The organism is Shewanella waksmanii, assembly GCF_043643685.1.
Classification (GTDB): Bacteria; Pseudomonadota; Gammaproteobacteria; order Enterobacterales; family Shewanellaceae; genus Shewanella; species Shewanella waksmanii_A.
The window spans coordinates 69982-92048 of sequence record NZ_JBHZSN010000015.1; the positions used below are offsets into that span (position 1 = coordinate 69982).

General features: G+C 42.9%; 18 protein-coding genes and 1 pseudogene. 11 read left to right on the plus strand and 8 right to left on the minus strand.

What is annotated here, in order from left to right; all coding sequences use genetic code 11:
- The first annotated feature begins 11 nt into the window (after positions 1-11).
- From ACHUFW_RS19120 to ACHUFW_RS19155, 8 genes are all read left to right on the plus strand, one after another.
- Positions 12-233 (plus strand): DUF2788 domain-containing protein, encoded by a 222-nt coding sequence (locus tag ACHUFW_RS19120; RefSeq protein ID WP_394205352.1) that lies wholly within the window; start codon positions 12-14, stop codon positions 231-233.
- Positions 234-243: 10 nt separating this feature from the next.
- Entirely contained in the window at positions 244-516 is a 273-nt protein-coding gene (gene ybfE, locus ACHUFW_RS19125) for a LexA regulated protein (protein WP_028772166.1), read from the plus strand.
- A 46-nt stretch (positions 517-562) separates the two neighbouring features.
- The gene (gene fldA / locus ACHUFW_RS19130) at positions 563-1090 is read left to right on the plus strand and encodes a flavodoxin FldA (RefSeq protein ID WP_394205353.1); all 528 of its coding nucleotides are present in this window, start codon (positions 563-565) and stop codon (positions 1088-1090) included.
- A 71-nt stretch (positions 1091-1161) separates the two neighbouring features.
- A complete protein-coding gene (gene earP, locus ACHUFW_RS19135) occupies positions 1162-2334 on the plus strand; it encodes an elongation factor P maturation arginine rhamnosyltransferase EarP (RefSeq protein ID WP_394205355.1) in 1173 nt (390 codons plus the stop codon).
- A gap of 41 nt (positions 2335-2375) precedes the next feature.
- Positions 2376-2936: an elongation factor P gene (gene efp / locus ACHUFW_RS19140; protein ID WP_394205357.1), complete on the plus strand. Its 561-nt coding sequence runs from the start codon at positions 2376-2378 to the stop codon at positions 2934-2936.
- Positions 2937-3277: 341 nt separating this feature from the next.
- The gene (locus tag ACHUFW_RS19145) at positions 3278-4492 is read left to right on the plus strand and encodes a pyridoxal phosphate-dependent aminotransferase (RefSeq protein ID WP_394205359.1); all 1215 of its coding nucleotides are present in this window, start codon (positions 3278-3280) and stop codon (positions 4490-4492) included.
- A gap of 166 nt (positions 4493-4658) precedes the next feature.
- Positions 4659-5246, plus strand: coding sequence for a 5'-deoxynucleotidase (gene yfbR / locus ACHUFW_RS19150; RefSeq protein WP_394205361.1), 588 nt, complete (start codon positions 4659-4661; stop codon positions 5244-5246).
- Between the two features lie 34 nt (positions 5247-5280).
- The gene (locus tag ACHUFW_RS19155; RefSeq protein WP_394205363.1) at positions 5281-6606 is read left to right on the plus strand and encodes an anti-phage deoxyguanosine triphosphatase; all 1326 of its coding nucleotides are present in this window, start codon (positions 5281-5283) and stop codon (positions 6604-6606) included.
- Positions 6607-6626: 20 nt separating this feature from the next.
- On the opposite strand, the gene ACHUFW_RS19160 is transcribed toward ACHUFW_RS19155, so the two are convergent.
- Positions 6627-7259, minus strand: coding sequence for a YchE family NAAT transporter (locus tag ACHUFW_RS19160; protein WP_394205365.1), 633 nt, complete (start codon positions 7257-7259; stop codon positions 6627-6629).
- Between the two features lie 324 nt (positions 7260-7583).
- Here ACHUFW_RS19160 and adhE point away from each other — a divergent pair, with 324 nt between their 5' ends.
- Entirely contained in the window at positions 7584-10190 is a 2607-nt protein-coding gene (gene adhE / locus ACHUFW_RS19165; RefSeq protein WP_394205367.1) for a bifunctional acetaldehyde-CoA/alcohol dehydrogenase, read from the plus strand.
- 230 nt (positions 10191-10420) lie between these two features.
- Here the strand turns inward: adhE and ACHUFW_RS19170 are convergent, their stop codons facing one another.
- Together ACHUFW_RS19170 and ACHUFW_RS19175 are read right to left on the minus strand one after the other, a co-directional pair.
- On the minus strand, positions 10421-12592 hold the full coding sequence (locus ACHUFW_RS19170) for a malate synthase G (RefSeq protein ID WP_394205368.1): 2172 nt from the start codon (positions 12590-12592) through the stop codon (positions 10421-10423).
- Positions 12593-12763: 171 nt separating this feature from the next.
- Positions 12764-13711: a LysR family transcriptional regulator gene (locus ACHUFW_RS19175; RefSeq protein ID WP_394205370.1), complete on the minus strand. Its 948-nt coding sequence runs from the start codon at positions 13709-13711 to the stop codon at positions 12764-12766.
- A 109-nt stretch (positions 13712-13820) separates the two neighbouring features.
- On the opposite strand from ACHUFW_RS19175, the gene ACHUFW_RS19180 reads away from it, so the two are divergent.
- Together ACHUFW_RS19180 and ACHUFW_RS19185 are read left to right on the plus strand one after the other, a co-directional pair.
- On the plus strand, positions 13821-15404 hold the full coding sequence (locus ACHUFW_RS19180) for an isocitrate lyase (protein WP_394205372.1): 1584 nt from the start codon (positions 13821-13823) through the stop codon (positions 15402-15404).
- 310 nt (positions 15405-15714) lie between these two features.
- Positions 15715-16428 carry a type II secretion system protein gene (locus ACHUFW_RS19185; RefSeq protein ID WP_394205374.1) on the plus strand — a complete coding sequence of 238 codons (714 nt, stop codon included), beginning with the start codon at positions 15715-15717 and terminating at the stop codon, positions 16426-16428.
- Between the two features lie 151 nt (positions 16429-16579).
- On the opposite strand, the gene ACHUFW_RS19190 is transcribed toward ACHUFW_RS19185, so the two are convergent.
- From ACHUFW_RS19190 to ACHUFW_RS19210, 5 genes and pseudogenes are all read right to left on the minus strand, one after another.
- On the minus strand, positions 16580-17116 hold the full coding sequence (locus ACHUFW_RS19190) for a globin domain-containing protein (protein ID WP_394205376.1): 537 nt from the start codon (positions 17114-17116) through the stop codon (positions 16580-16582).
- 193 nt (positions 17117-17309) lie between these two features.
- Positions 17310-19016 carry a leucine-rich repeat domain-containing protein gene (locus ACHUFW_RS19195; RefSeq protein WP_394205378.1) on the minus strand — a complete coding sequence of 569 codons (1707 nt, stop codon included), beginning with the start codon at positions 19014-19016 and terminating at the stop codon, positions 17310-17312.
- Positions 19017-19317: 301 nt separating this feature from the next.
- Positions 19318-20256, minus strand: coding sequence for an alpha/beta hydrolase (locus ACHUFW_RS19200; RefSeq protein ID WP_394205380.1), 939 nt, complete (start codon positions 20254-20256; stop codon positions 19318-19320).
- An 83-nt stretch (positions 20257-20339) separates the two neighbouring features.
- The gene (locus tag ACHUFW_RS19205) at positions 20340-21437 is read right to left on the minus strand and encodes a hypothetical protein (RefSeq protein WP_394205381.1); all 1098 of its coding nucleotides are present in this window, start codon (positions 21435-21437) and stop codon (positions 20340-20342) included.
- Positions 21438-21875: 438 nt separating this feature from the next.
- Positions 21876-22067 (minus strand): annotated as a pseudogene (locus ACHUFW_RS19210) (transposase); the annotation flags it as partial.

Below are 22067 nucleotides of genomic sequence, written 5' to 3' on the forward strand. Positions count from 1 at the left end.
GGAACTGAAGTATGTTATCTCAGTATATGGAACAAATTGAGACCTTAGGTCTTAACTTTTTTTTCGCGGCGATATTTTTCTTTATCGGCATGGCGATTCATGACGTGCTTAAACAGGGCAAAGTCCCCAAGTTTGGTCGTTATATAGTATGGCTAGTGCTCTTTCTCGGCTGCGCCGGGTTTGTGGCAAAAGGTATCATCCAGGTGTCCTGGGAGTCCTCAGGCATAGGTTAAGCAAGTATTCATGGCTAAAGAAACATCCGATAGAACAACAATAGACCTGTTTGCTAACGAAAAGCGTCGTGGACGCCCCCGCAGTAACCCACTGCCAAGAGAGCAACAACTAAAGGTCAACAAGAGAAACCAAATTCAACGCGACAGAGCTGCTGGATTAAAGCGAATAGAGTTAAAGGTGTCACAAGATTTGTATGACGCCTTGAATGAAAAAGCATTGGCCAGTAACATCAGCCGCAGTCAATTAATTGAATCCATTTTACAAAAGCAAATTAATGCCTAAGCTAAAGTGAATTCTAATAGATAGTGAACTAGATTAAGGAAAGACAATGGCAACTGTAGGTCTTTTTTTCGGTAGCGATACAGGTAATACCGAAGCCGTGGCCAAAATGATCCAGAAAAAACTGGGTAAGAAAATGGTCGAAGTTAAAGATATCGCTAAAAGCACCAAAGAGCAGATCCAAGAGTATGATCTACTGATTTTTGGTATTCCAACTTGGTACTATGGCGAAGCACAATGTGATTGGGATGACTTTTTCCCTGAGCTTGAGCAAATTGACTTTGAAGATAAATTAGTTGCTATTTTCGGCTGTGGTGACCAAGAAGACTACGCTGAGTACTTCCTCGATGCGATGGGTATGGTTAACGAAATCGTTGAAGCCCGTGGTGCTATCGTGATTGGTCATTGGCCAATCGACGGTTACGATTTCGAAGCGTCTAAAGGTATGGCCGGTGACAAACATTTTGTTGGCTTAGGTATCGACGAGGACCGTCAACCAGAACTCACTGAAGAACGTGTCGACAAGTGGGTAAAACAGATCTACGAAGAGATGTGTTTAGCAGAATTAGAAGACTAGTGTCGCAAGACGCGATTTTCTAACTATCCAATTAAAAGCGGCTGTGGCCGCTTTTTTTAATGAGTAACTAAATGGCTAATGAAACCGCTTCTCATTGGGACATCTTCTGTTCAGTCGTAGACAACTATGGTGACATCGGCGTTTGCTGGCGCCTAGCAAAGCAATTATCAACTGAGTACCAGCTAGAAATAACCTTATGGGTTGACGACTTAATTAGTTTCAAACACATTCAACCACAGGTGGATGCTCATATTCCTGTACAGCAGGTCAATGGCATTACAATTCATCATTGGACCAAGCCAATGAGCGTCGCCTACAAGCCTGGTAGCGCACTGATAGAAGCTTTTGCTTGTGAGTTACCCGATGACGTTAAAAGCCAGTTAGTGTCATTAAAAACGAGTGAACTGCCACAGCCAGTTTGGCTGAATCTTGAATATTTGAGCGCCGAACAATGGGTGGATGATTGCCACGCCCTGCCCTCTATGCAAGCTTCCGGTCTTAAAAAGTGGTTCTTTTTCCCCGGCTTTACTCCTAAAACCGGTGGCCTTATTTGTGAGAAAAACCTATTTACCGAGCGAGATAATTGGCAGGCTGACATAACTAACAAAGCCGTATTACTAGAAGCTTTAGGTGTTAGACATTATCAGCCAAGCGATCAGCTTATCAGCGTGTTTAGTTATGAATCAGAGGCGTTAGTGGCGTTATGCAAACACTGGCAGCAGGCTAAAGTGACCACACGATTGTTGGTACCGATGGGGCGAAGTCTTAACAGCTTAAAGCCACTGTTTAATCCAGATGGTAACCCCTTTGAAATCGGCCAACATTGGCAGGTCGGTAATGTGCATTTACACATACTGCCAGTCACAGATCAGCAAGACTATGATCGGTTACTGTGGAGCTGTGATGTTAATATTGTCCGCGGTGAGGATTCATTTTTAAGGGCGCAATGGGCTGCGAAACCTTTTATCTGGCACATCTATCCCCAAGAAGATGATTACCATCTAGTCAAACTTGAGGCTTTCTATCAGCACTATTGCAAAATACTTGAGCCACAAATTGCGTCAACTTGGCAAAATTTATGTACAAATTTCAATACCGACAATCAACTTGAAACGGTTAATGATTGGCGTCAGTTTGAAACTCATGCCGAAAAGCTGAAAAAACATGCGAAAATATGGCCAATTAACGCGATTGATGACGAAGATCTTGCAACACGACTAGTTCATTTCGTCAAAAATCGCTAAGATACGGCGTTAAATAAAAAACCTAGCATAGGAATAATGTAATGAAAACTGCTCATGAACTCCGTCCTGGTAACGTGATCATGTTAGATGGCAACCCATGGGTTGTATTAAAAACTGAAACTACTCGCTCTGGTCGTAACGCGGCTATCGTTAAAATGAAGTTGAAAAACATTTTGGCTGATACGACAACAGAAACCACCTTTAAAGGTGAAGATAAGATGGAAGACATCATTCTAGAGCGTCTAGATTGTACTTACTCTTATTTTGCTGATCCTATGTATGTATTCATGGATAGCGAGTACAACCAATATGATGTTGAAGCAGGTAACCTAGGTGAAGCTGCGCAGTACATCGTTGATGGTATGGAAGAAGTTTGCCAAGTTACATTCTATGAAGGTAAAGCTATTTCTGTTGAACTACCAACTTCTGTCACCCGTGAAGTCACTTACACAGAACCTTCTGCACGTGGTGATACTTCAGGTAAAGTGATGAAGCCTGCGACTATCGCTGGTGGCGCAACGTTAAGTGTTGCTGATTTCGTTAAAACTGGCGATATCATTGAAATCGACACGCGTACTCACGAATTTAAAAAGCGCGTTTAAGCTCGATTGACTATTTTAAAAGCCGATGTTTTCACATCGGCTTTTTTGTTGCTAAACCAATAATAGCGCGATATATAAAACCAGGCAGAGCGGCCTGTACAGATTAAAATATCAAGCAAGCACTACTAAAATGCTGCCAACAGAATATTCAACCACTCAAAAATCAAAAAAATCCACAACAAAGGCGAATTTCTCTTTCTAAACCAACACTTTTTAGTTATTGTGCCAATTAATCTCTTCGGCGTAGGTTAACAATAGCCACCACACCCCTCAACATGAGCACCGACGGGTGTCAGAGAATGTATTACCGCCAACCATATTAAGGCATTAACGAGGTAGCCATGCGGCCAATAATTAAGTCCAATAAATTAGATTCGGTCTGTTACGATATACGTGGACCAGTGCACAAAGAAGCGAGACGTCTAGAAGACGAAGGCCACCGCATTCTCAAACTTAATATTGGTAATCCGGCCCCGTTTGGATTTGAAGCACCGGAAGAGATCGTCCGTGATGTGATCTTAAATCTACCTAGCGCCCAAGGCTACAGCGAATCTAAAGGTCTGTTTTCCGCACGTAAAGCGGTAGTACAGCATTACCAAGCTCAAGGTATTTTTGGTGTGGATATTGAAAATATTTACATCGGTAATGGGGTTTCTGAGCTTATTGTCATGGCCATGCAGGGACTACTCAATACCGATGATGAAATCCTAGTGCCCTCGCCTGATTATCCACTGTGGACTGCTGCTGTGCATTTAAGTGGTGGCAAAGCGCAACACTATCGCTGTGATGAAGAGTCAGACTGGTTCCCAGACATTGACGATATCAAAGCAAAAATCAGCAATCGTACCCGTGGCATTGTGTTAATTAACCCCAATAACCCCACTGGAGCAGTTTACTCAAAAGCCTTGCTATTAGAGATTATCGAGCTTTGCAGGCAGCATGACATTATTTTGTTTGCAGACGAAATCTACGACAAGATCCTGTATGACGAAGCCCAGCATATACCAGCGGCGAGTCTTTCAGAGGATATCTTAACCGTGACCTTTAACGGCTTATCAAAGTCCTATCGCGCTGCAGGGTTTCGTGTCGGTTGGATGATGCTATCTGGTAACTTAAAAGCAGCTAAAAGCTATATTGAAGGTTTAGACATGCTAGCCTCCATGCGCCTTTGCTCAAATGTGCCTAATCAACATGCTATCCAAACCGCGTTAGGCGGTTACCAGAGTATCAATGAATTAGTGGCAGATGAAGGCCGATTAAAAGTGCAGCGCGATACGTGTTTTGAACTACTTAATCAAATTCCAGGTGTCAGCGTAAAGTGCCCTAAAGGCGCGTTATATGCGTTCCCCAAGCTGGACGCTAAGAAGTTTAATCTTCGCGACGATGAACGTTTAGTGCTCGATTTATTAAAAGAGAAAAAGATTCTCCTGGTCCAAGGCAGTGCCTTTAATTGGCCAGAGCCCGATCATGTGCGGGTGGTATTCTTACCCCACAAAGAAGAGTTAGAAAAAGCACTGATAGAGTTTGGCGAGTTCCTAGACGGCTACCGCCAATAAGCTAAAAAAGGCGACCTTAGGTCGCCTTTATCGTTTAAAAGACACGTTTAGGTTTAAATGATATTGGTTTCATTGCCTTAATCGCTTTTAAGCCGAATTAACTGCAGTAATTGTGTTAAAAGTATGGCATAACATAACTAGTCGCCATCATGTTTGCAGGAGAAATATGAGCCACCTATTTGCCCATCTTGCCAGAATGAAGTTAATCCAACGCTGGCCACTGATGTACAACGTTAGACCGGAAAATGTTCAAGAGCACTCCTTACAGGTCGCCATGGTCGCCCACGCCTTAGTCATCATCGGCAATCGAAAATTTGGCGCCAATCTATGCCCTGATAGAGCAGCAACCGTCGCCATCTTCCATGATGCAAGTGAAATTCTCACCGGCGATCTGCCCACCCCAGTTAAGTACTTCAATAAAGAGATAGAAGCTGAGTATAAAAAGATTGAAGCTATCGCTGAGCATCGATTATTAGAGATGGTTCCAGAAGAGTTCAAAGCTGATTATCAATCACTGCTAACCAGTGAACACGCTGACAATGATTACAAACGCATCGTAAAGTCAGCTGACACCCTATGCGCTTATCTCAAGTGTTTAGAGGAACAAGGAGCAGGTAACCACGAATTTAATACTGCTAAAAGGCGCTTAGAATCAGCGATTATGAAGAACAGTGACCCGGCAGTGAAGTACTTTATGGAGTGCTTTGTCCCAAGTTTCACCCTAAACCTTGATGATATAAACCGACTGCTATAAGCAAAATACACAGCAAAACCGGCAAGGAGCGATAATGACATCTGAACTATGGCATGAAAGACGATTAACAGAAAACAAAAAACGTCGTGATGATCATCGCTCTCCTTACCAGCGCGATCGCGCTCGGATCTTACATTCTGCCGCCTTTAGGCGCCTACAAGCTAAAACCCAAGTATTAGGTGTGGGTATGAACGATTTTTATCGAACACGCCTCACCCATTCGCTAGAAGTATCGCAAATCGGCACAGGTATAAGGGCGCAACTCAAACAGAAGTATCCAGATTTAGACTACCTATTGGATTCGATGAGTTTAATTGAATCATTATGCCTTGCCCATGACATTGGCCATCCACCTTTTGGGCACGGTGGCGAAGTGGCGCTTAATTACATGATGCGCAATCAAGGCGGCTTTGAAGGCAACGGCCAGACATTTAGGATTTTAACCTGCCTAGAGCCTTATACTGAGCACTATGGTATGAATTTATGCCGACGCACGTTACTGGGCATATTAAAATACCCTGCCACCTACAGCGCATTGTATCAAACACAGGTTCAAGACGAAGTCGTCAACCACCGCCAGTTAAAACCATCCCAGTGGCCACCGGTTAAAGGCATATTCGATGATGATAGTGATATTTTGAACTGGGTATTATCACCACTAAACGCCCATGACAAACAGCTATTTGCCAGCAATTCGCAAACAGACCCGAATCAACATAAGCGCACCCGCTATAAATCCTTTGACGCATCCATCATGGAATTAGCTGACGACACGGCCTATGCCATCCATGATCTAGAAGATGCTATCGTCATGGGAATTGTCACCCAAAGCATGTGGCAACAAGACGTGCAACATATTCTAGAAGCAAGCGAAGACGAATGGATTGCCCAGGAATTTATCACTATAGGTGATGCGCTATTTTCTGGTGCCCATCATCAACGTAAAGATGCCATTGGCACCTTAGTTAACGGCTTTGTTACCGCCATACATATTGAAGAGCAAACTGAGTTTGATGAGCCCTTATTGCGCTACCAAGCTAAGTTAACGCCAGCTTTTGCCCAAGCGTTAGACGTATTAAAACGGTTTGTATATAAATACGTCATTCGCAAGCCCGAAATACAGATGCTTGAATATAAAGGCCAGCAGATTGTAATGGAATTGTTTGAAGCCTTTGCATCGGATCCAACTCGCTTACTGCCAGTCAGTACCCAACAAAGGTGGCAACACGCCGAGCAACATGGATTAAATAGCCAGCGGGTTATTGCTGACTATATCTCAGGTATGACAGATGAATTTGCCGCTAGATTGCATCAGCATTTGTTTAGTCCAAAAACCGATGCACTGATTGATTTAATATAAGCTGCAACTTAACGAGTAGTTTATCCGGCAAGGCTTGGGAACAAGCCTTTAAAGCCGGCGGCTATCACCTCGATGCCGATGGCCAACATAAGTAGACCCATTAAACGGGTAATAACGTTAATTCCTGTTTTACCCAAAATCTTATAAATCACCGGTGCTAATCGAAACAAGGTAAAACTGGTTAGGCCAAACACCACTACGGTAAGTGACATACCAACATGAGTGATAAAACTGTCATGTTCTGCTGCTGAGACAATCACCGAACTGATAGCACCAGGACCTGCCATTAGAGGTAGCGCAAGTGGCACCACTGCCACAGATTCCATCCCAGAAGATTCACCTTTCTCTTCTTGGTTGCGTTTTACCTCACCCAATTTCCCCTGCAGCATCGACATGGCAATAATAGCTATCAAACTTCCACCTGCAATACGAAAGGCAGACAAAGAGATACTAAACATATTGAGAATATGTTGGCCTGCAAAAATGGTCACCACCAAAATAATCACTACCGCGAAGTTGGCAACTTTACCGGTAAGGTTACGTTCAACGGCGGTTTGATGACTGGTCAAACTCACGAAAACGGGAAGTAAGCCAATGGGATTGATAATCGCGACTAAGCCCAGAAAAAACTTCACGTACAGTGTTAAATCCACAACCACACCCTCATCATGCGCCTCGTTTGCCTAAATTAAATGACAGTAAAAAATTTGAGGCGCTAATGTACCCGATGAAAGGTCAGAGTAAAATCAGCATTTTCTAGCTTATCTCACAACTTTGAATTAAAAATAAAAGGGGCAAATTAAGTAAATTGTTTACTCAATCGGCAAACAAGTCGTTAACATCGTTATTTAATTACATATACAGCCATAAATGCGGGTATGATCACAGATACTAAGCAGTTTTAGGTGTAATTTTTCTCCATAGGAGAGAATTTAGCCAAAATTGTTTTTGGCTAAATTTTTTTCAAGGATCGCTTTATGACAGTCACTAATGAGCAAGAACTCAATCAACTGGTGCAACGTGTCGCGGACGCTCAAGCTAAGTTCGCTAATTTCAGCCAAGCCCAAGTCGACAAAATTTTCCGTGCGGCAGCTCTCGCCGCTGCAGATGCCCGTATTTCTCTGGCTAAAATGGCCGCCGAAGAAACCGGCATGGGGGTAATTGAAGACAAGGTAATCAAAAACCATTTCGCGTCTGAATACATTTACAACAAGTATAAAGACGATAAAACCTGTGGCATTTTAGAAGAAGACCCCACATTCGGCACCATTACCATCGCTGAACCTGTGGGATTGATCTGCGGGATTGTACCGACTACCAACCCAACATCAACGGCTATTTTTAAAGCGCTTATCAGCTTAAAAACCCGTAATGGCATTATATTTTCGCCGCACCCACGAGCGAAAGAATCGACAACTACCGCTGCAAGATTAGTCCTTGATGCTGCAATCGAAGCCGGCGCACCTAAAGACATTATCGGTTGGATAGACCAACCTAGTGTGGCGTTATCGAATCAGTTAATGACCCACGACAAAATTAACCTGATCCTCGCAACTGGTGGACCTGGAATGGTTAAAGCGGCCTACTCTTCAGGTAAGCCCGCTATCGGTGTAGGTGCCGGTAATACCCCAATTGTGATTGATGAAACCGCCGATATTAAACGAGCTGTTAGCTCAATTTTAATGTCCAAAACCTTTGATAACGGTGTGGTATGTGCTTCCGAGCAAGCCGTTGTGGTCGTTGATGAGATCTATGAGCAAGTAAAAGAACGTTTTGCTACTCATGGTGGCTATATCCTTAGTGCCGATGAAGCAAAAGCCATGCAATCTGTTATCTTAAAAAATGGTAACCTCAACGCTGATATTGTTGGTCAAAGCGCAGCAACCATCGCAGCAATGGCCGATATTGAGGTCCCAGCATGGACAAAAGTACTGATCGGCGAAGCAACCCAAGTTAGCGAAGAGGAAGCTTTTGCCCATGAGAAATTATCACCGCTATTAGCCATGTATCGTGCCAGCGATTTTGCCGATGCCGTTGATAAAGCTGAAGCGCTAGTCACATTAGGTGGCATAGGCCACACCTCAGGTTTATATACCGATCAAGATACCCAAACAGAACGAGTTAAAACCTTTGGTTTTAGAATGAAGACCGCAAGGATCTTAATCAATACGCCAGCATCACAAGGTGGTATTGGCGATCTTTATAACTTTAAGCTCGCGCCTTCACTCACCTTAGGTTGCGGTTCTTGGGGCGGAAATTCTATTTCTGAAAATGTCGGCCCCAGTCATCTGATCAACAAGAAAATGGTAGCTAAGCGAGCAGAAAATATGTTGTGGCATAAACTTCCTTCTTCTATTTATTTCAGACGCGGCAGCTTACCCATCGCCCTTGAAGAGTTAAGCGATAAAAAACGCGCCTTGATAGTAACAGATAAGTACCTGTTCAATAACGGTTACTGCGACGAAACCATTAAGATCTTAAAAGCTCAGGGATTAGAAACCGAAGTCTTTTATGACGTAGAAGCCGACCCCACGCTCGCCATTGTTAATCAAGGTGCTAAAGTCGCTGCGAGTTTCCAACCTGACGTTATCATCGCACTAGGTGGTGGCTCGCCAATGGATGCTGCAAAAATTATCTGGGTTATGTATGAGCATCCCGATGTCGACTTTGCTGATCTTGCATTACGCTTTATGGATATCCGTAAACGTATTTATAAATTCCCTAAATTGGGTAAGAAAGCCAGTATGGTTGCCATCCCAACCACATCGGGAACCGGTTCTGAAGTCACACCTTTTGCCGTTGTTACCGACGAGCAAACAGGCATGAAATACCCCATAGCCGATTATGAACTCACGCCAAACATGGCCATTGTTGACCCGAACTTAGTCATGGACATGCCAAAATCACTAACAGCCTTTGGTGGCATTGACGCGGTGACCCATGCACTAGAAGCCTATGTGAGCGTAATGGCCAATGAATATAGCGATGGCCAAGCATTGCAAGCGCTCGATTTATTGTTCAAGCACCTACCAGATGCTTATGAGCATGGCGCCAACGCACCTATTGCACGTGAAAAAGTTCACAATGGCGCGACCATCGCTGGTATCGCCTTTGCTAACGCATTCTTGGGTATTTGTCACTCAATGGCCCATAAACTTGGTGCTGAGTTCCACTTGGCCCACGGTTTAGCTAATGCATTGTTAATCAGTAATGTCATTCGCTTTAATGCCACCGATATGCCAACAAAACAGGCTGCATTTAGCCAATATGACCGCCCGAAAGCATTGTGCCGCTATGGTGCTATTGCCGACCACCTTAATTTAGAAGGCAATAGTGATGAGGAAAAAGTTGAAGCACTGCTTGAAAAAGTCGATGAACTCAAGAAGGCGATTGGCATACCGGCTTCAATTCAAGAAGCAGGCGTCAACGAAGCCGACTTCTTGGCAAAACTCGACGAGTTAGCCGAAGATGCATTTGATGATCAATGTACTGGTGCTAACCCGCGCTACCCACTAATTTCTGAACTAAAACAGCTATTCTTAGACAGTTATTATGGCCGCGCATATCAAGATGACCTGAGCTAATGACCTGCTCAGGTAAGGTGAGTTGTGTAAGGTGAATTGCATAAGGTACTTGCTCTTGCATTAATGATCTTTTCGCTTTAGCGATTATCTAGCTCGAGTAAACTGATAAAAAACAAAAAAGCCAGCATTAACGCTGGCTTTTTTATTGGCTAAATTGACAGTACCTCTATATTAACGAGGCTCGCTTGATGACTCAGTTAAGCAACTTAGCTAGATGACTTGCTAAATGACTAAGCAAGAGACTTAGCTAGGATTCGATTTGCATGCAGCAACGGCTCTGTGTAACCAGAAGGTTGTGATTGTCCCTCAAATATCAATGCGCAGGCGGTATTAAATGCGACTCCCGAGTATTCAGGCGCCATATCAATGTACTGCGAGTCGGGGGCATTTTGTTTATCAACCACTAACGCCATACGTTTAAGGCTATCCATAACTTGCGCTTTAGTCGTCACCCCATGCAGTAACCAGTTTGCGAGGTATTGCGATGAAATCCTTAACGTCGCCCTATCTTCCATCAAACCGACATTGTGAATATCTGGCACTTTTGAGCAACCGACGCCTTGGTCAATCCAGCGTACGACATAGCCTAAAATACCTTGCGCACAGTTGTCGACTTCTTGCTGTACCAAGTCGGCATCGATACTGCCAGCACTTGGTGCCAAAGGCAGGGTTAATAACTGGCTAAGCGTAGCTCTTGATTTATCTTTAAGCGTGTCTTGAACATCCACAACACTCACCTGATGATAATGCAGTGCATGTAATACCGCGCCTGTTGGCGATGGTACCCATGCGGTATTAGCGCCAGACTGTGGATGAGCAATTTTTTGCTCCATCATCGCCGCCATCTCATCGGGCATAGGCCACATCCCCTTTCCTAATTGAGCTACGCCTTGTAGACCACAGGCAAGGCCAATGTCGACGTTCCAATCTTCATAAGCTTTTATCCACTGCTGCTGTTTCATTTGAGATTTAGGTACCATGGGACCTGCATGCATAGCAGTGTGAATTTCATCACCGGTTCTATCTAAAAACCCAGTATTAATAAATACCACTCGCTCCTTAGCAGCATAAATACACGCTTTTAAGTTAACTGTTGTGCGACGCTCTTCATCCATAATACCCATTTTGATGGTAAAGGCTGGTAGCCCCAAAGCTTGTTCAATACAGCCAAACAATTTATTAGCAAACGCGACCTCCTCAGGCCCATGCATCTTTGGCTTAACAATATATATAGAGCCACAACGAGAGTTACACTGACCTTGGCCTTGCTTTGCTAAATCGTGCATAGCGGCCAATACCGTGCACAGCCCATCTAGAATCCCTTCGGGAATTGCTTGTCCTTTACTGTCTTGCACCGCATCAATGGTCATTAAATGGCCAACATTTCTTACAAACAATAAACTGCGTCCCGGTAAGGTGATTTGGCTACCATCGGCCGTATTGTAGTGGCGATCGGGATTTAAACGACGTACTAACTGCTTGCCCCCTTTATCTAGACTCGCGGTTAAATCGCCTTTCATTAGACCAAGCCAGTTGCGGTACACCTCGACTTTGTCTTCACCATCAACAGCAGCAACTGAGTCTTCACAATCCATAATGGTGGTCACAGCCGCCTCTACAAGCAAGTCTTTGACATTTGCAAGATCTGCTTTACCAATCACGTGTTGGCCATCAATTTGAATTTCAATATGCAGGCCATTGTTCTTTAACAAAACCGCACTCGGACAAGCAGCATCACATTGATAACCAACAAATTGTTTTGGCTTACTCAGCGTGACCAACTCACCGTTAGCAAGCTTAACCCTAAGATCGCTATCGATTTGATAGCTAACTGCATCACTATGGCTGCCATTGGTAAGCGGAAAGTGCTTATCCAATAACGCTTTACCATAAGCAATAACCTTAGCGCCCCTAACTGGATTATATTGGCCGCCCTTTTCTGCACCATTTTCTTCATCAATGGCATCAGTACCGTAAAGTGCATCGTATAGACTCCCCCAACGGGCATTGGCTGCATTTAAAGCAAAACGTGCATTTTTGACCGGCACCACTAACTGCGGCCCAGCTTGCGAAGCTATTTCGCTGTCTACCCCCGCCGTTGACACGTTAAAGTCATCAACTTGAGCAGCTAAATAACCTATTTTTGATAAGAATGCTTGGTAGGAAGCCTGGTCAAATGTTTGATTGCCTGGATCTTGATGCCATTGGTCGATTTGCTTCTGTAACTGCTCACGCTTATATAACAGCGCGGCGTTCTCGGGTGCAAGTTCATGAGTAATATCGCTCAGAGCTTGCCAGAATTGATCGGCATTAATGCCACTGCCTGGGATCATTTCATTATCAATAAGTTCAGCGAGTTCACTATCGACCTTAAGTTGACACTTGGTGACTAATCTATCCATCTTTCTATCCCTTTGCTTAAACGCTAGACGCAGCTAGACAATACAACCTGAATTCCGATAGTAACCAACACCCAATAATAATAGAAATATATATCAACTATCACCAGTATTCATCAAAGTTATTTTGGTGGCGTTTTTTTGGTAATAAAACTACATTGTTAAATCAAGCCATTAATAGAGTCGATTTAAGTCATCTGCTGTTTGAGTGATAAGCAGCCTCATCCAACGATGCGCTGGATTGTGCTGTAGCAAAGGGCTCCAAGCCATTGTTAGTGCGATTGGTGGGATAATAAATGGCGGTTCTAAGATGGTCACATTGGGGTTATTATCATGTTGACGCGCCATTTTACTAGGGATGGTCGCGATCAAATCTTGTTGTTCTGCCAACAAACACGCTGCTTGATAATGTCGAGTAAACACCGTAATGCGTCGTTTTTGGCCAATTCTCGATAAAGCTTCATCTACCCAACCAAGTCGTTGAACATCATCAGGATCCATCCCCACACCAACCCCCATACCCGTTTTACTTACCCAAACATGATTGGCAGTTAAATAGCTTTCTAAACTAAAGCGCTCAAGTACTGGATTACTGTTACTTACGACACAACTAAAGTCATCATTCCACAATACTTTTTGATGAAACGACTGCGGGATGCTATCAAAGCGGTTAATGACCATATCAACCCGCCCCTGCTCCACATCTAAAAAGCTCACATCACTGGGGGTCATGATATCTAGAATGACCCCAGGAGCATGTTTTCTTAGTTTGTCGATTAGGGGAGGCAACAAAGTTGCTTCAGCATAATCACTGGCCATCACACGAAAGACTTGCTCACTTTCTAATGCATTAAATTTGGCCCTTGGCTGCACAGCTTTTTCTAACCCTATAATTAACTCGCTGATAATAGGTTGAATTTCTTGTGCTCTTTCGGTAGGCGTCATGCCTTTACTGGTTCTAATCAGTAGCGGATCGTCAAATAACACCCGTAGTCTTTTTAAGCCATTACTCATTGCTGGTTGGCTAATTCCTAACTGATCTGCGGCCTTTGTGACGTTTCTTTCTCGCAGTAAAACATCTAAATAAACTAATAAATTCAGGTCGATACGACTAATATTCATAAAACTAATACCGAAAATAGTAAGTATAAATTAGTGTTATTAAACATGATGTGACTATTATTTTCAACGTAATCAATCGCCGCTAATCATTTGTTAAAGGAATACTATCATGACGAACTACAGAGCTAACATCGATGAAGCTGCTACCTTGATTAATGCTGAAGGTAGTGCCTGGAATGCCATAAACCCTGAGTCAGTAGCTCGCATGAGACTACAAAACCGTTTCAAAACTGGACTCGACATTGCCAAGTACACTGCCAAAATCATGCGTGAAGACATGGACAATTATGACAAAGACTCTTCACAATACACCCAATCATTAGGTTGCTGGCACGGCTTTATTGGCCAACAAAAAATGATTTCGATTAAAAAGCATCTACTGAGCACCAAACGCCGTTACCTATACCTATCAGGTTGGATGGTTGCAGCACTGCGTAGTGAGTTTGGCCCACTACCTGATCAGTCTATGCATGAAAAGACATCGGTTGCGGCTTTAATTAAAGAGCTTTATACCTTCTTACGTCAGGCTGATGCCCGTGAGTTAGGTGGACTGTTTAGAGAGCTCGATGACGCCTCAGAAACTGACAAACCTGCCATTCAAGCCAAGATCGACAACTTCGAGACCCATGTTGTACCTATCATTGCCGATATTGATGCAGGTTTTGGTAACGAAGAAGCCACTTACCTAATGGCTAAACAGATGATTGAAGCCGGTGCGTGTTGTATCCAGCTTGAAAACCAGGTATCTGATGTTAAACAATGTGGCCACCAAGACGGCAAAGTAACCGTACCACATGTTGAGTTTTTAGCTAAAATCAACGCTGTACGCTACGCATTCCTAGAACTAGGTATCGATGACGGTGTAATTGTTGCCCGCACCGACTCTCTAGGTGCTGGCTTGACTCAGAAAATTGCGGTCACTAATACGCCTGGCGATCTTGGTGAGCAATACAATGCCTTCTTAGATGTTGAGCCAGTTGATGCCGCAAACTTAGCTAATGGTGATGTTGTATTCCAGCAAAACGGCCAACTAGTGAAGCCTGCACGCCTACCTAACGGTTTATTTAAATTCCGTCAAGGTACCGGTGAAGCACGTTGTGTACTTGATTGTATTACGTCACTACAAAACGGCGCTGACTTACTGTGGATTGAAACTGAAAAACCACATGTGGCGCAAATTGGTGGCATGGTAAACGAAATTCGTAAAGTGATTCCAAATGCTAAGCTAGTTTACAACAACTCGCCATCATTTAACTGGACACTGAATTTCCGTCAGCAAGTATTTGATGCAATGCAAGAAGCGGGCGAAGACACCTCAGCCTACGATCGTAACAACCTAATGAGTGTTGACTATGATGAGACTGAATTAGCCCAACTTGCAGACGAGAAAATCCGTACGTTCCAGGCCGACGCAGCCCGTGAAGCTGGTATTTTCCACCACCTTATTACGCTACCGACGTACCATACAGCCGCACTGTCTACCGACAACTTGGCTAAAGAATACTTCGGTGACCAAGGCATGCTAGGTTATGTTGCCAATGTTCAGCGTAAAGAGATCCGCCAAGGAATCGCGTGTGTAAAACATCAAAACATGGCTGGTTCTGACATGGGTGATGATCACAAAGAGTACTTCTCTGGTGACCAAGCACTAAAAGCATCAGGTAAAGACAACACTATGAACCAATTTAGCTAATACGAGATTTGTAGGTAGTTTTTGAAGTGGACCACCTACCCTTTATTAGCCATAAGCAAAAAGCCAGCATACGCTGGCTTTTTTATTGCTCGGTTGGTTTAGCTTTTACGCTAGCTAAGAGATAGCCTAAAATGTTAAAACTAGTGGCTTTTTAAACTTAAAATCAAATCGTAAATGCAACTCGCACTGAACTAAAGTGTGAGTAAGTCAACAAAACCCGCCAAATGCAACACTTTGTATCCAGCTGTGCTTGAAGGGCATCTATCTAGCCATTAGGCTGCGCAACTTGTTTCCCTTGTTTGAGCAGTCTATGGCAAACCTATTTTCCGCTATTCACTTCCCCTTGTTTACACCGTTATTTAAACGCATGCTTTGCCAAAAAACGCAAAGCAATGAGCGACTACCAATACAACATCCTATACGAAGAGCTCAACAACAAGTACAGCAACAAGCGCAAGGGTTCAGTCCTTTAGTTGCTTTACGCCAAAGCGGCTTTACGCTTATCGAACTGGTGGTCACCATTGTGATTATCACTGTGCTCGCTATTGTGGCGGCACCAAAATTGATTAATTTAGCTCGTGATGCCAATATTGCCCAACTGCATCAACTAGCAGCGCAAATACAAAGCCAAAATAAACTGGCCTATAACAAAAGCAGCATAGATGACATTAGCCATCTCGAAGGTTGCAGTTACCAGTGCAATGGCCATCCGAACTGGGATGTGTTGGCCGGCGAGTTCTTTATTGGTGTCTCTGGTACGCGACTGTACGTCAGCTTAGGGTATCCTCTACCGCCACTGGCAAGTGGCGTTGAGGCTAACTACCGTGCCGTATTTGGCTTACCAGAAGAAGACTATGCTTTTACCGCAGTGATGCCCCACCAAGCTGCAACAGCAATAGTCCCCATTAAATGGCAAGACAAACTGGCAAAAATTCGCAATGGTACGTTTGAGTGCCACGTAGAATATAGCTCGCCAACCAACATTAGAGAATACAGCGTTAAGGTGTTTAGCAAGGATTGTTAACACTAACCAGCAAGCGCAATGCTGAATTGTAAGAATAATCATGAAGTTGATTGAGTTGTTGAAGCACTAGCAGCAATACTAATGGGTGAAACAAGGCAAAAGAAGACGATTGTTAACAGGTAATTGGGTCCCTCAAAGAGAGTTTAATTGATTAACGCTGACTTTCGAGACCCTCTATCATGACTTGCGAAATATTATCGTAATAGTTTTCCCATGCTAAACGAACCTGTTCATTTGAGTACCCTCTTAGCTCAGACTCTAAGGTTAAAATCAAAGCGGCCTTAACCACTTTAAAATGTTCTTTTTGCGCACCAAAATCTGCATGTTTCTTACCTAACTCAAATAAAGCTGGTTTAATTTCGTCAAACTTATCAATTTTATGGACTGCCGTAGCGATGATCTCATTAAAATGAACTTGCACAATATCAATATCTCGTTTGAACATAGGTTTAACTAACGGTGCCATTTCAAAAAGCGTTAAAAAAAACTGCTTGCCAAGATCGACCTCTTTATCTATCAGTAGATTATAAGACGACTTAATCCATTGTTTTTCATCAACAGTTAAAGAACACATATGTTCTTCCTTACGGGTTTTTACTACCATAATTATAGTAGTAAAGAATGTCAAAAGCTGCCCACCACACATAGCTAATATAGGCACACAGCGCGCTAAACGGTCAAAAACCAAGCAGCAATTTTGATAGTCGCTAGGTTAAACCCTTTTTAAATAATCAACTAACCTCACCTAGCAAAACCAACTTCGCACAACAACCAAAGCTAACTAGTCTAACCTGAAAATCACCGTTCAGCGCTGTAATCGTCCCACTAAATGGGCACCATTACAAAAAATTGTCTACTCACATAGTCGCAAGATACACCCGTTAATCAGCAATCAAACACTCGGCAAACTGGTCGAGATCACCCTCCCCCTCACCCTGCTGAAGCTTATTGTCAGCTAGGCAAGCTAAATAATAAGTATGGTAGCGTTTAAGCTGATCTAACGTATTACCCGCTCGATACTTAAACACATTATGGGTCTTCTGCAGCGCTTTAGCCTTACAAGCTTTTTCGAAGCTAACTAGTTCACTGTGGCAAGCCTTAGGAGAGTCAATATTGAGACATTGATAGTAACGCAGATCATGACACAACTGGTTGGTACCATTAATGACACTATCGAAAATAGTAAAGGATTGATCATCACTGTTGGCATCAATAAATACCGAATCATCTGAGGTTTGTATCACAAAGTGATGTTCTGCTAACACTTGCTCTTGGTAGATGATCTCAAAGGTCCATACTCCCGCCACTAACACCGCAGGATCGCTAAACTGCCATAACGCTTGATTACGTTCGTGCTCAAACATGGTATCTGGCCAACTACTTACGGTACGAGTCTCATCAGTTCCTGTTGGAGTGATAGGCGGATGAGTCACTCGCACTGTGATGGGAAAGCTTTCTGTTCCTGGATGTTTACTGTTACTGGTTACCTTATATTGAAACCCGATAAGATCACCAAGCTTAGGTGCGATAATCTGACTGTACAGCGGCCTAAAGTTGTCTTTAATCGATGGTTTCTTACCGCCTTTTAATACGGTAACGCTCGGTACCACCAGCCCTATTTCATCGGCTGCAAAATGGGCATCAGCAACTGGCGTTCCTTCAATCGATAGGTACTTTATCTGTTGGCCATCATTGCGAGTTAGACTCATTAAAGGGTTATTAAACGCCAGTAAACGCATGAGCTGCTTATTGTGCTGTACATCTAACTCGCTAATATTATTGTTATGCAACTCGGCATTATCAAGCAGTGGTAAACCGGATAAATCAACCGTAGAAAGTTGGTTAAAACTGGCAAACAACTGGTTTACCTTAGCCACCCTTGATAAATCTATCTGTTGCAGCTGATTATTACGCACATTGAGTTTAACCAAATGAGGATGTGCGCCTAACACCAATCGATTAAGCTGGTTGTTTGGTACCTCTAGGTTTCTAAGATGGGTTAAATGGGACAAATCCATCTCCCCTAATAAAGCACCAGAAACAAACAACTGTTCAAGCTGATGGCTTTGGCGTAAATCAAGTTCGGTAAGCTTACTTTGGGTGATGCCAAGCCGCTTAAGTCCAGTAAGGTGACCGATATTAAGCGCCTTAAGCTGAGTTTGATAGGCATACAAGCCTTCAAGGTTAGTGTTGTTGCTAAGATCTAACTTGGTAATGGCATTGCGAGAGATATTTAAAAATTCAAGTTGCGGATTTGCACTGACATCAATGGCCGTTAAACGGTTCTCCGGCACAGTTAAGCGTTTTAGTTGCGAAAGCGATGATACATCAATGCGCTCTACCTCATTTTTAACCAACTGGATCTCTTGCACTTGAGTAAAGAACTTAAGTTCACTGACATCTTTAATTTCACTGTGATTACAAATGACATGGGTAACCTCAGCCACCTGCTTAACATTAAGTTTTTTAATACAGCGCTCAAAAGCTCCATCTTTGAATTGGATATCACTTACCAGCACAGGATTGGGTGTTAAGCTACAACCAGAAATGATAAATAGCAGCGAAAGTATGGTAAACAGCGGTTTCATAGGATTCCTAAAATCATCAGATTTACAACAGGTTAATGTGATATTTTACAACAACAGGAATGATATTAACGACAGAAAACAGCTAAAAATATAACTTAGCAACAAAGTGACACAGCTAGCGTATGTATCACTTAACTGAAAGCTATAAAACACTGATTATTAGGTTTTAACAGAGAGTTGTACTTTAATTTTCATGGACTGACTCACAACCACTAAAACTAACAAGAAAACTAATAAGAAAACTAATAAGAAAACTGCCAAATAGTGCAGAAAGGTATCTTAAAATACCAATTACAGCTTCTTAATCACTACAACGATCAGCGATCTGCTGCTTAATCCAAACTAGTATTCTCTGATTAACTTCTTCCATGACAGGAGATGAGCAAGACCTTGCATAACTCAACATTGAAGGCTGCTGCGTTTGCAATCGAAGTGTATGATCCATACCGTCAACAACATGTGCTTCTACTTGAGCGGATGATACCTTTGGAATTAATAGCGTATCATCAGGGTGACATTGAAAATCTTTACTGCCACCAATTGCTAATATCGGATGCGTTGTCGTTTTCAAAAGCGATTTAACATCATAATTGAAGGTCTCACGATAAAACTTTGTGCTCACCCTCGTAAAAGAAACCCACATTCTCTTAGACTTAGTTTTTTCAACCTTTTGCCTAAGGCTTGTCATCGTCTTTAATGGGTCTTTGGTATAAAAAAGCTTTCGCATCAGCATCCCTTTGATGCCAGCCATCTTATCGAGATCTCGATTGAGTACCTCGGCGTTTTTAACACCATCAGCTTCAAAACTTCTAAGGCTAGCGCATAGCATCAATATGCCTGCAATATTTGGCCTCTTAGCGGCAATTTCAGGTGCTAGCACCGCGCCCTCACTATGCCCAAGCAGATAGATATTGTTTGAATTTATATTTGTCTGCTGTGTAATAAAATCTATAGCAGCACAAGCATCATCGACCATCTCAGATAGCCCAGCAATTTTATAATTACCTGCGCTTTTACCACAGCCTCGTTTGTCATAGCGTAATGAAGCAATGCCTTGCTCAGCTATAGACTCGGCAATGTATTTAAATATTTGCGTGTTGAAACCGCCAATATTTCCGTCTCTATCTTGAGGGCCGCTACCGTGAACCATGACCACGCAAGCTTGTGCGTTACCATCGGGTACCGTAAAGGTTCCTGCGAGTATTGCATTATCTGACGGAAACGTAACTTCTTGCTGCAATTCAAACTCCTTTTGAAAACGAGTGTTAAAACTAATGAGTCAGGCTTTTACTTAACAATTCTAAAGCCAGTCTTTATGGATACTCAAACAGCATCGAGCTTTTGTCTTTCTACCAAAAAGTCAAAAACTAACTCAAATAGCCCTTTCCCTTCTACAACCCCATCCCATGCGCCATGTCCTGCAAGATCACCGTTTGGTAATAGTAGCGTTGCGAGCCTGCTGTAAATCCCCAAAGAGTCATAGATGCTTTGCAGTTCGAGGGCTTCTTCATAAGGCGTAACCGCATCATAGGCTTCTCCATGCCCCATGAACAATTCAGGATCGTCGGCATCGTAGCGGTTAAACTGATAAACCCCTTCAAACACATCAAGCTTTATGTTTGATCCCCAAAAATAAACCATGCTTTTAACATTATAATTCTGATTCAAATGTGTAGTGGCAAGTGTAGGATCTTCAGCTATCGTCAGCTCATCACTAAAATCCTCTTGGTTCGAAATCCCTAACGCAACCGTCGTAATTGAACCAGCTGAAGCCCCACCAACGGTAATAAACTCCGTATTGATGTTATAGGCGCTAGAATTGGCTACGATCCAACGCAATGCCGCTTTAGCATCCCTTTGGGCGGTATACATAGCCACACTCTGCTGAAACATTGGGACAGATTCGGCACCTTGTAAACCGTATTCAAGCCACTCTTGTGGTGCAATTCCTTGATAATACGTCAACACTTGCTCTTGCCTCATTCCTTGTAAACTACCTAAGGCCTTTGTCGTCCGATAATCAATAGAAACAAAAACCCACCCTCTTGAGGAGTAGTAGTTAGCCATTTCAATTATCTTAGGGTTCTGTTTTGTTCCACCTGTAAAGCCACCGCCATGAATAAACATAAAAACGGGTCTATTGGTAGATGCATTATTAGGATAGTAAACGTCTAACGGTATAGAAGAAGCAAAAGGAACCGTACTTGAGCTATCGTGAACAAGCCCTTCAGCATAAATGATGTTCTCATCTATCAAAACATCGTACGTGGGTTCATGCCTAACGACTGGTGCACTATTGTCTGGTATTGGCTCAGGTGATGGTTCTGTAATATTAGAATTACCGCCACCACTTCCGCCACAACCCGCCAAAAGCGACAGAACAAAACTGCAAGTTACAATGGTAAGCTTTCCATACTTCATGATTGCCCCCCCCCTAGGACTACATCTGAAATACACGTCGAAACGATAACTTAGCTAGTTTCCAAAAAATTATTGCAAACCAATATTAGATACCAACATAACAAGGTTACTATGTAACGTTCAACGCAAGACTTAATAAACACCTTTAAATCCTGTGTTGCTAATAAACATACAATATAAAACCACTAAAACATTAGCCAGCCATTATTAATCCACTAAAACATTAGCCAGCCATTATTAATCAACAACATAGCAAGATTACAGAGAGCTGTTAAAGGGCAAAGCAGTTAAACACCTTAAAAAGCTGTGCTTAGTAAAAATACACTTTGGAAATCAGCCTAAATCGGCAAAATCAGTCGTTAATCTCTGTTTTTAGCGCAAGAGGTGTTAACTCTGCTAACGAGGCTGAGAAATTAGGAGCGATATGAACGTTTGAGCTTAGTTAGTTGGCATAAATTGGCAACTACTTGAGAAATGTCGCCTTCGCTTATTTAGATGTTCACAGTAATGGCTAAACTCTTCCAATGTCCCCACAGGACCATGGAAAAGTTGGCCAAAATCTGTGACGATTTTAAGCCAATTTGCTGATGGGATATTTAATCTGCTCAGTATGTCACAAGCCTGTGAATC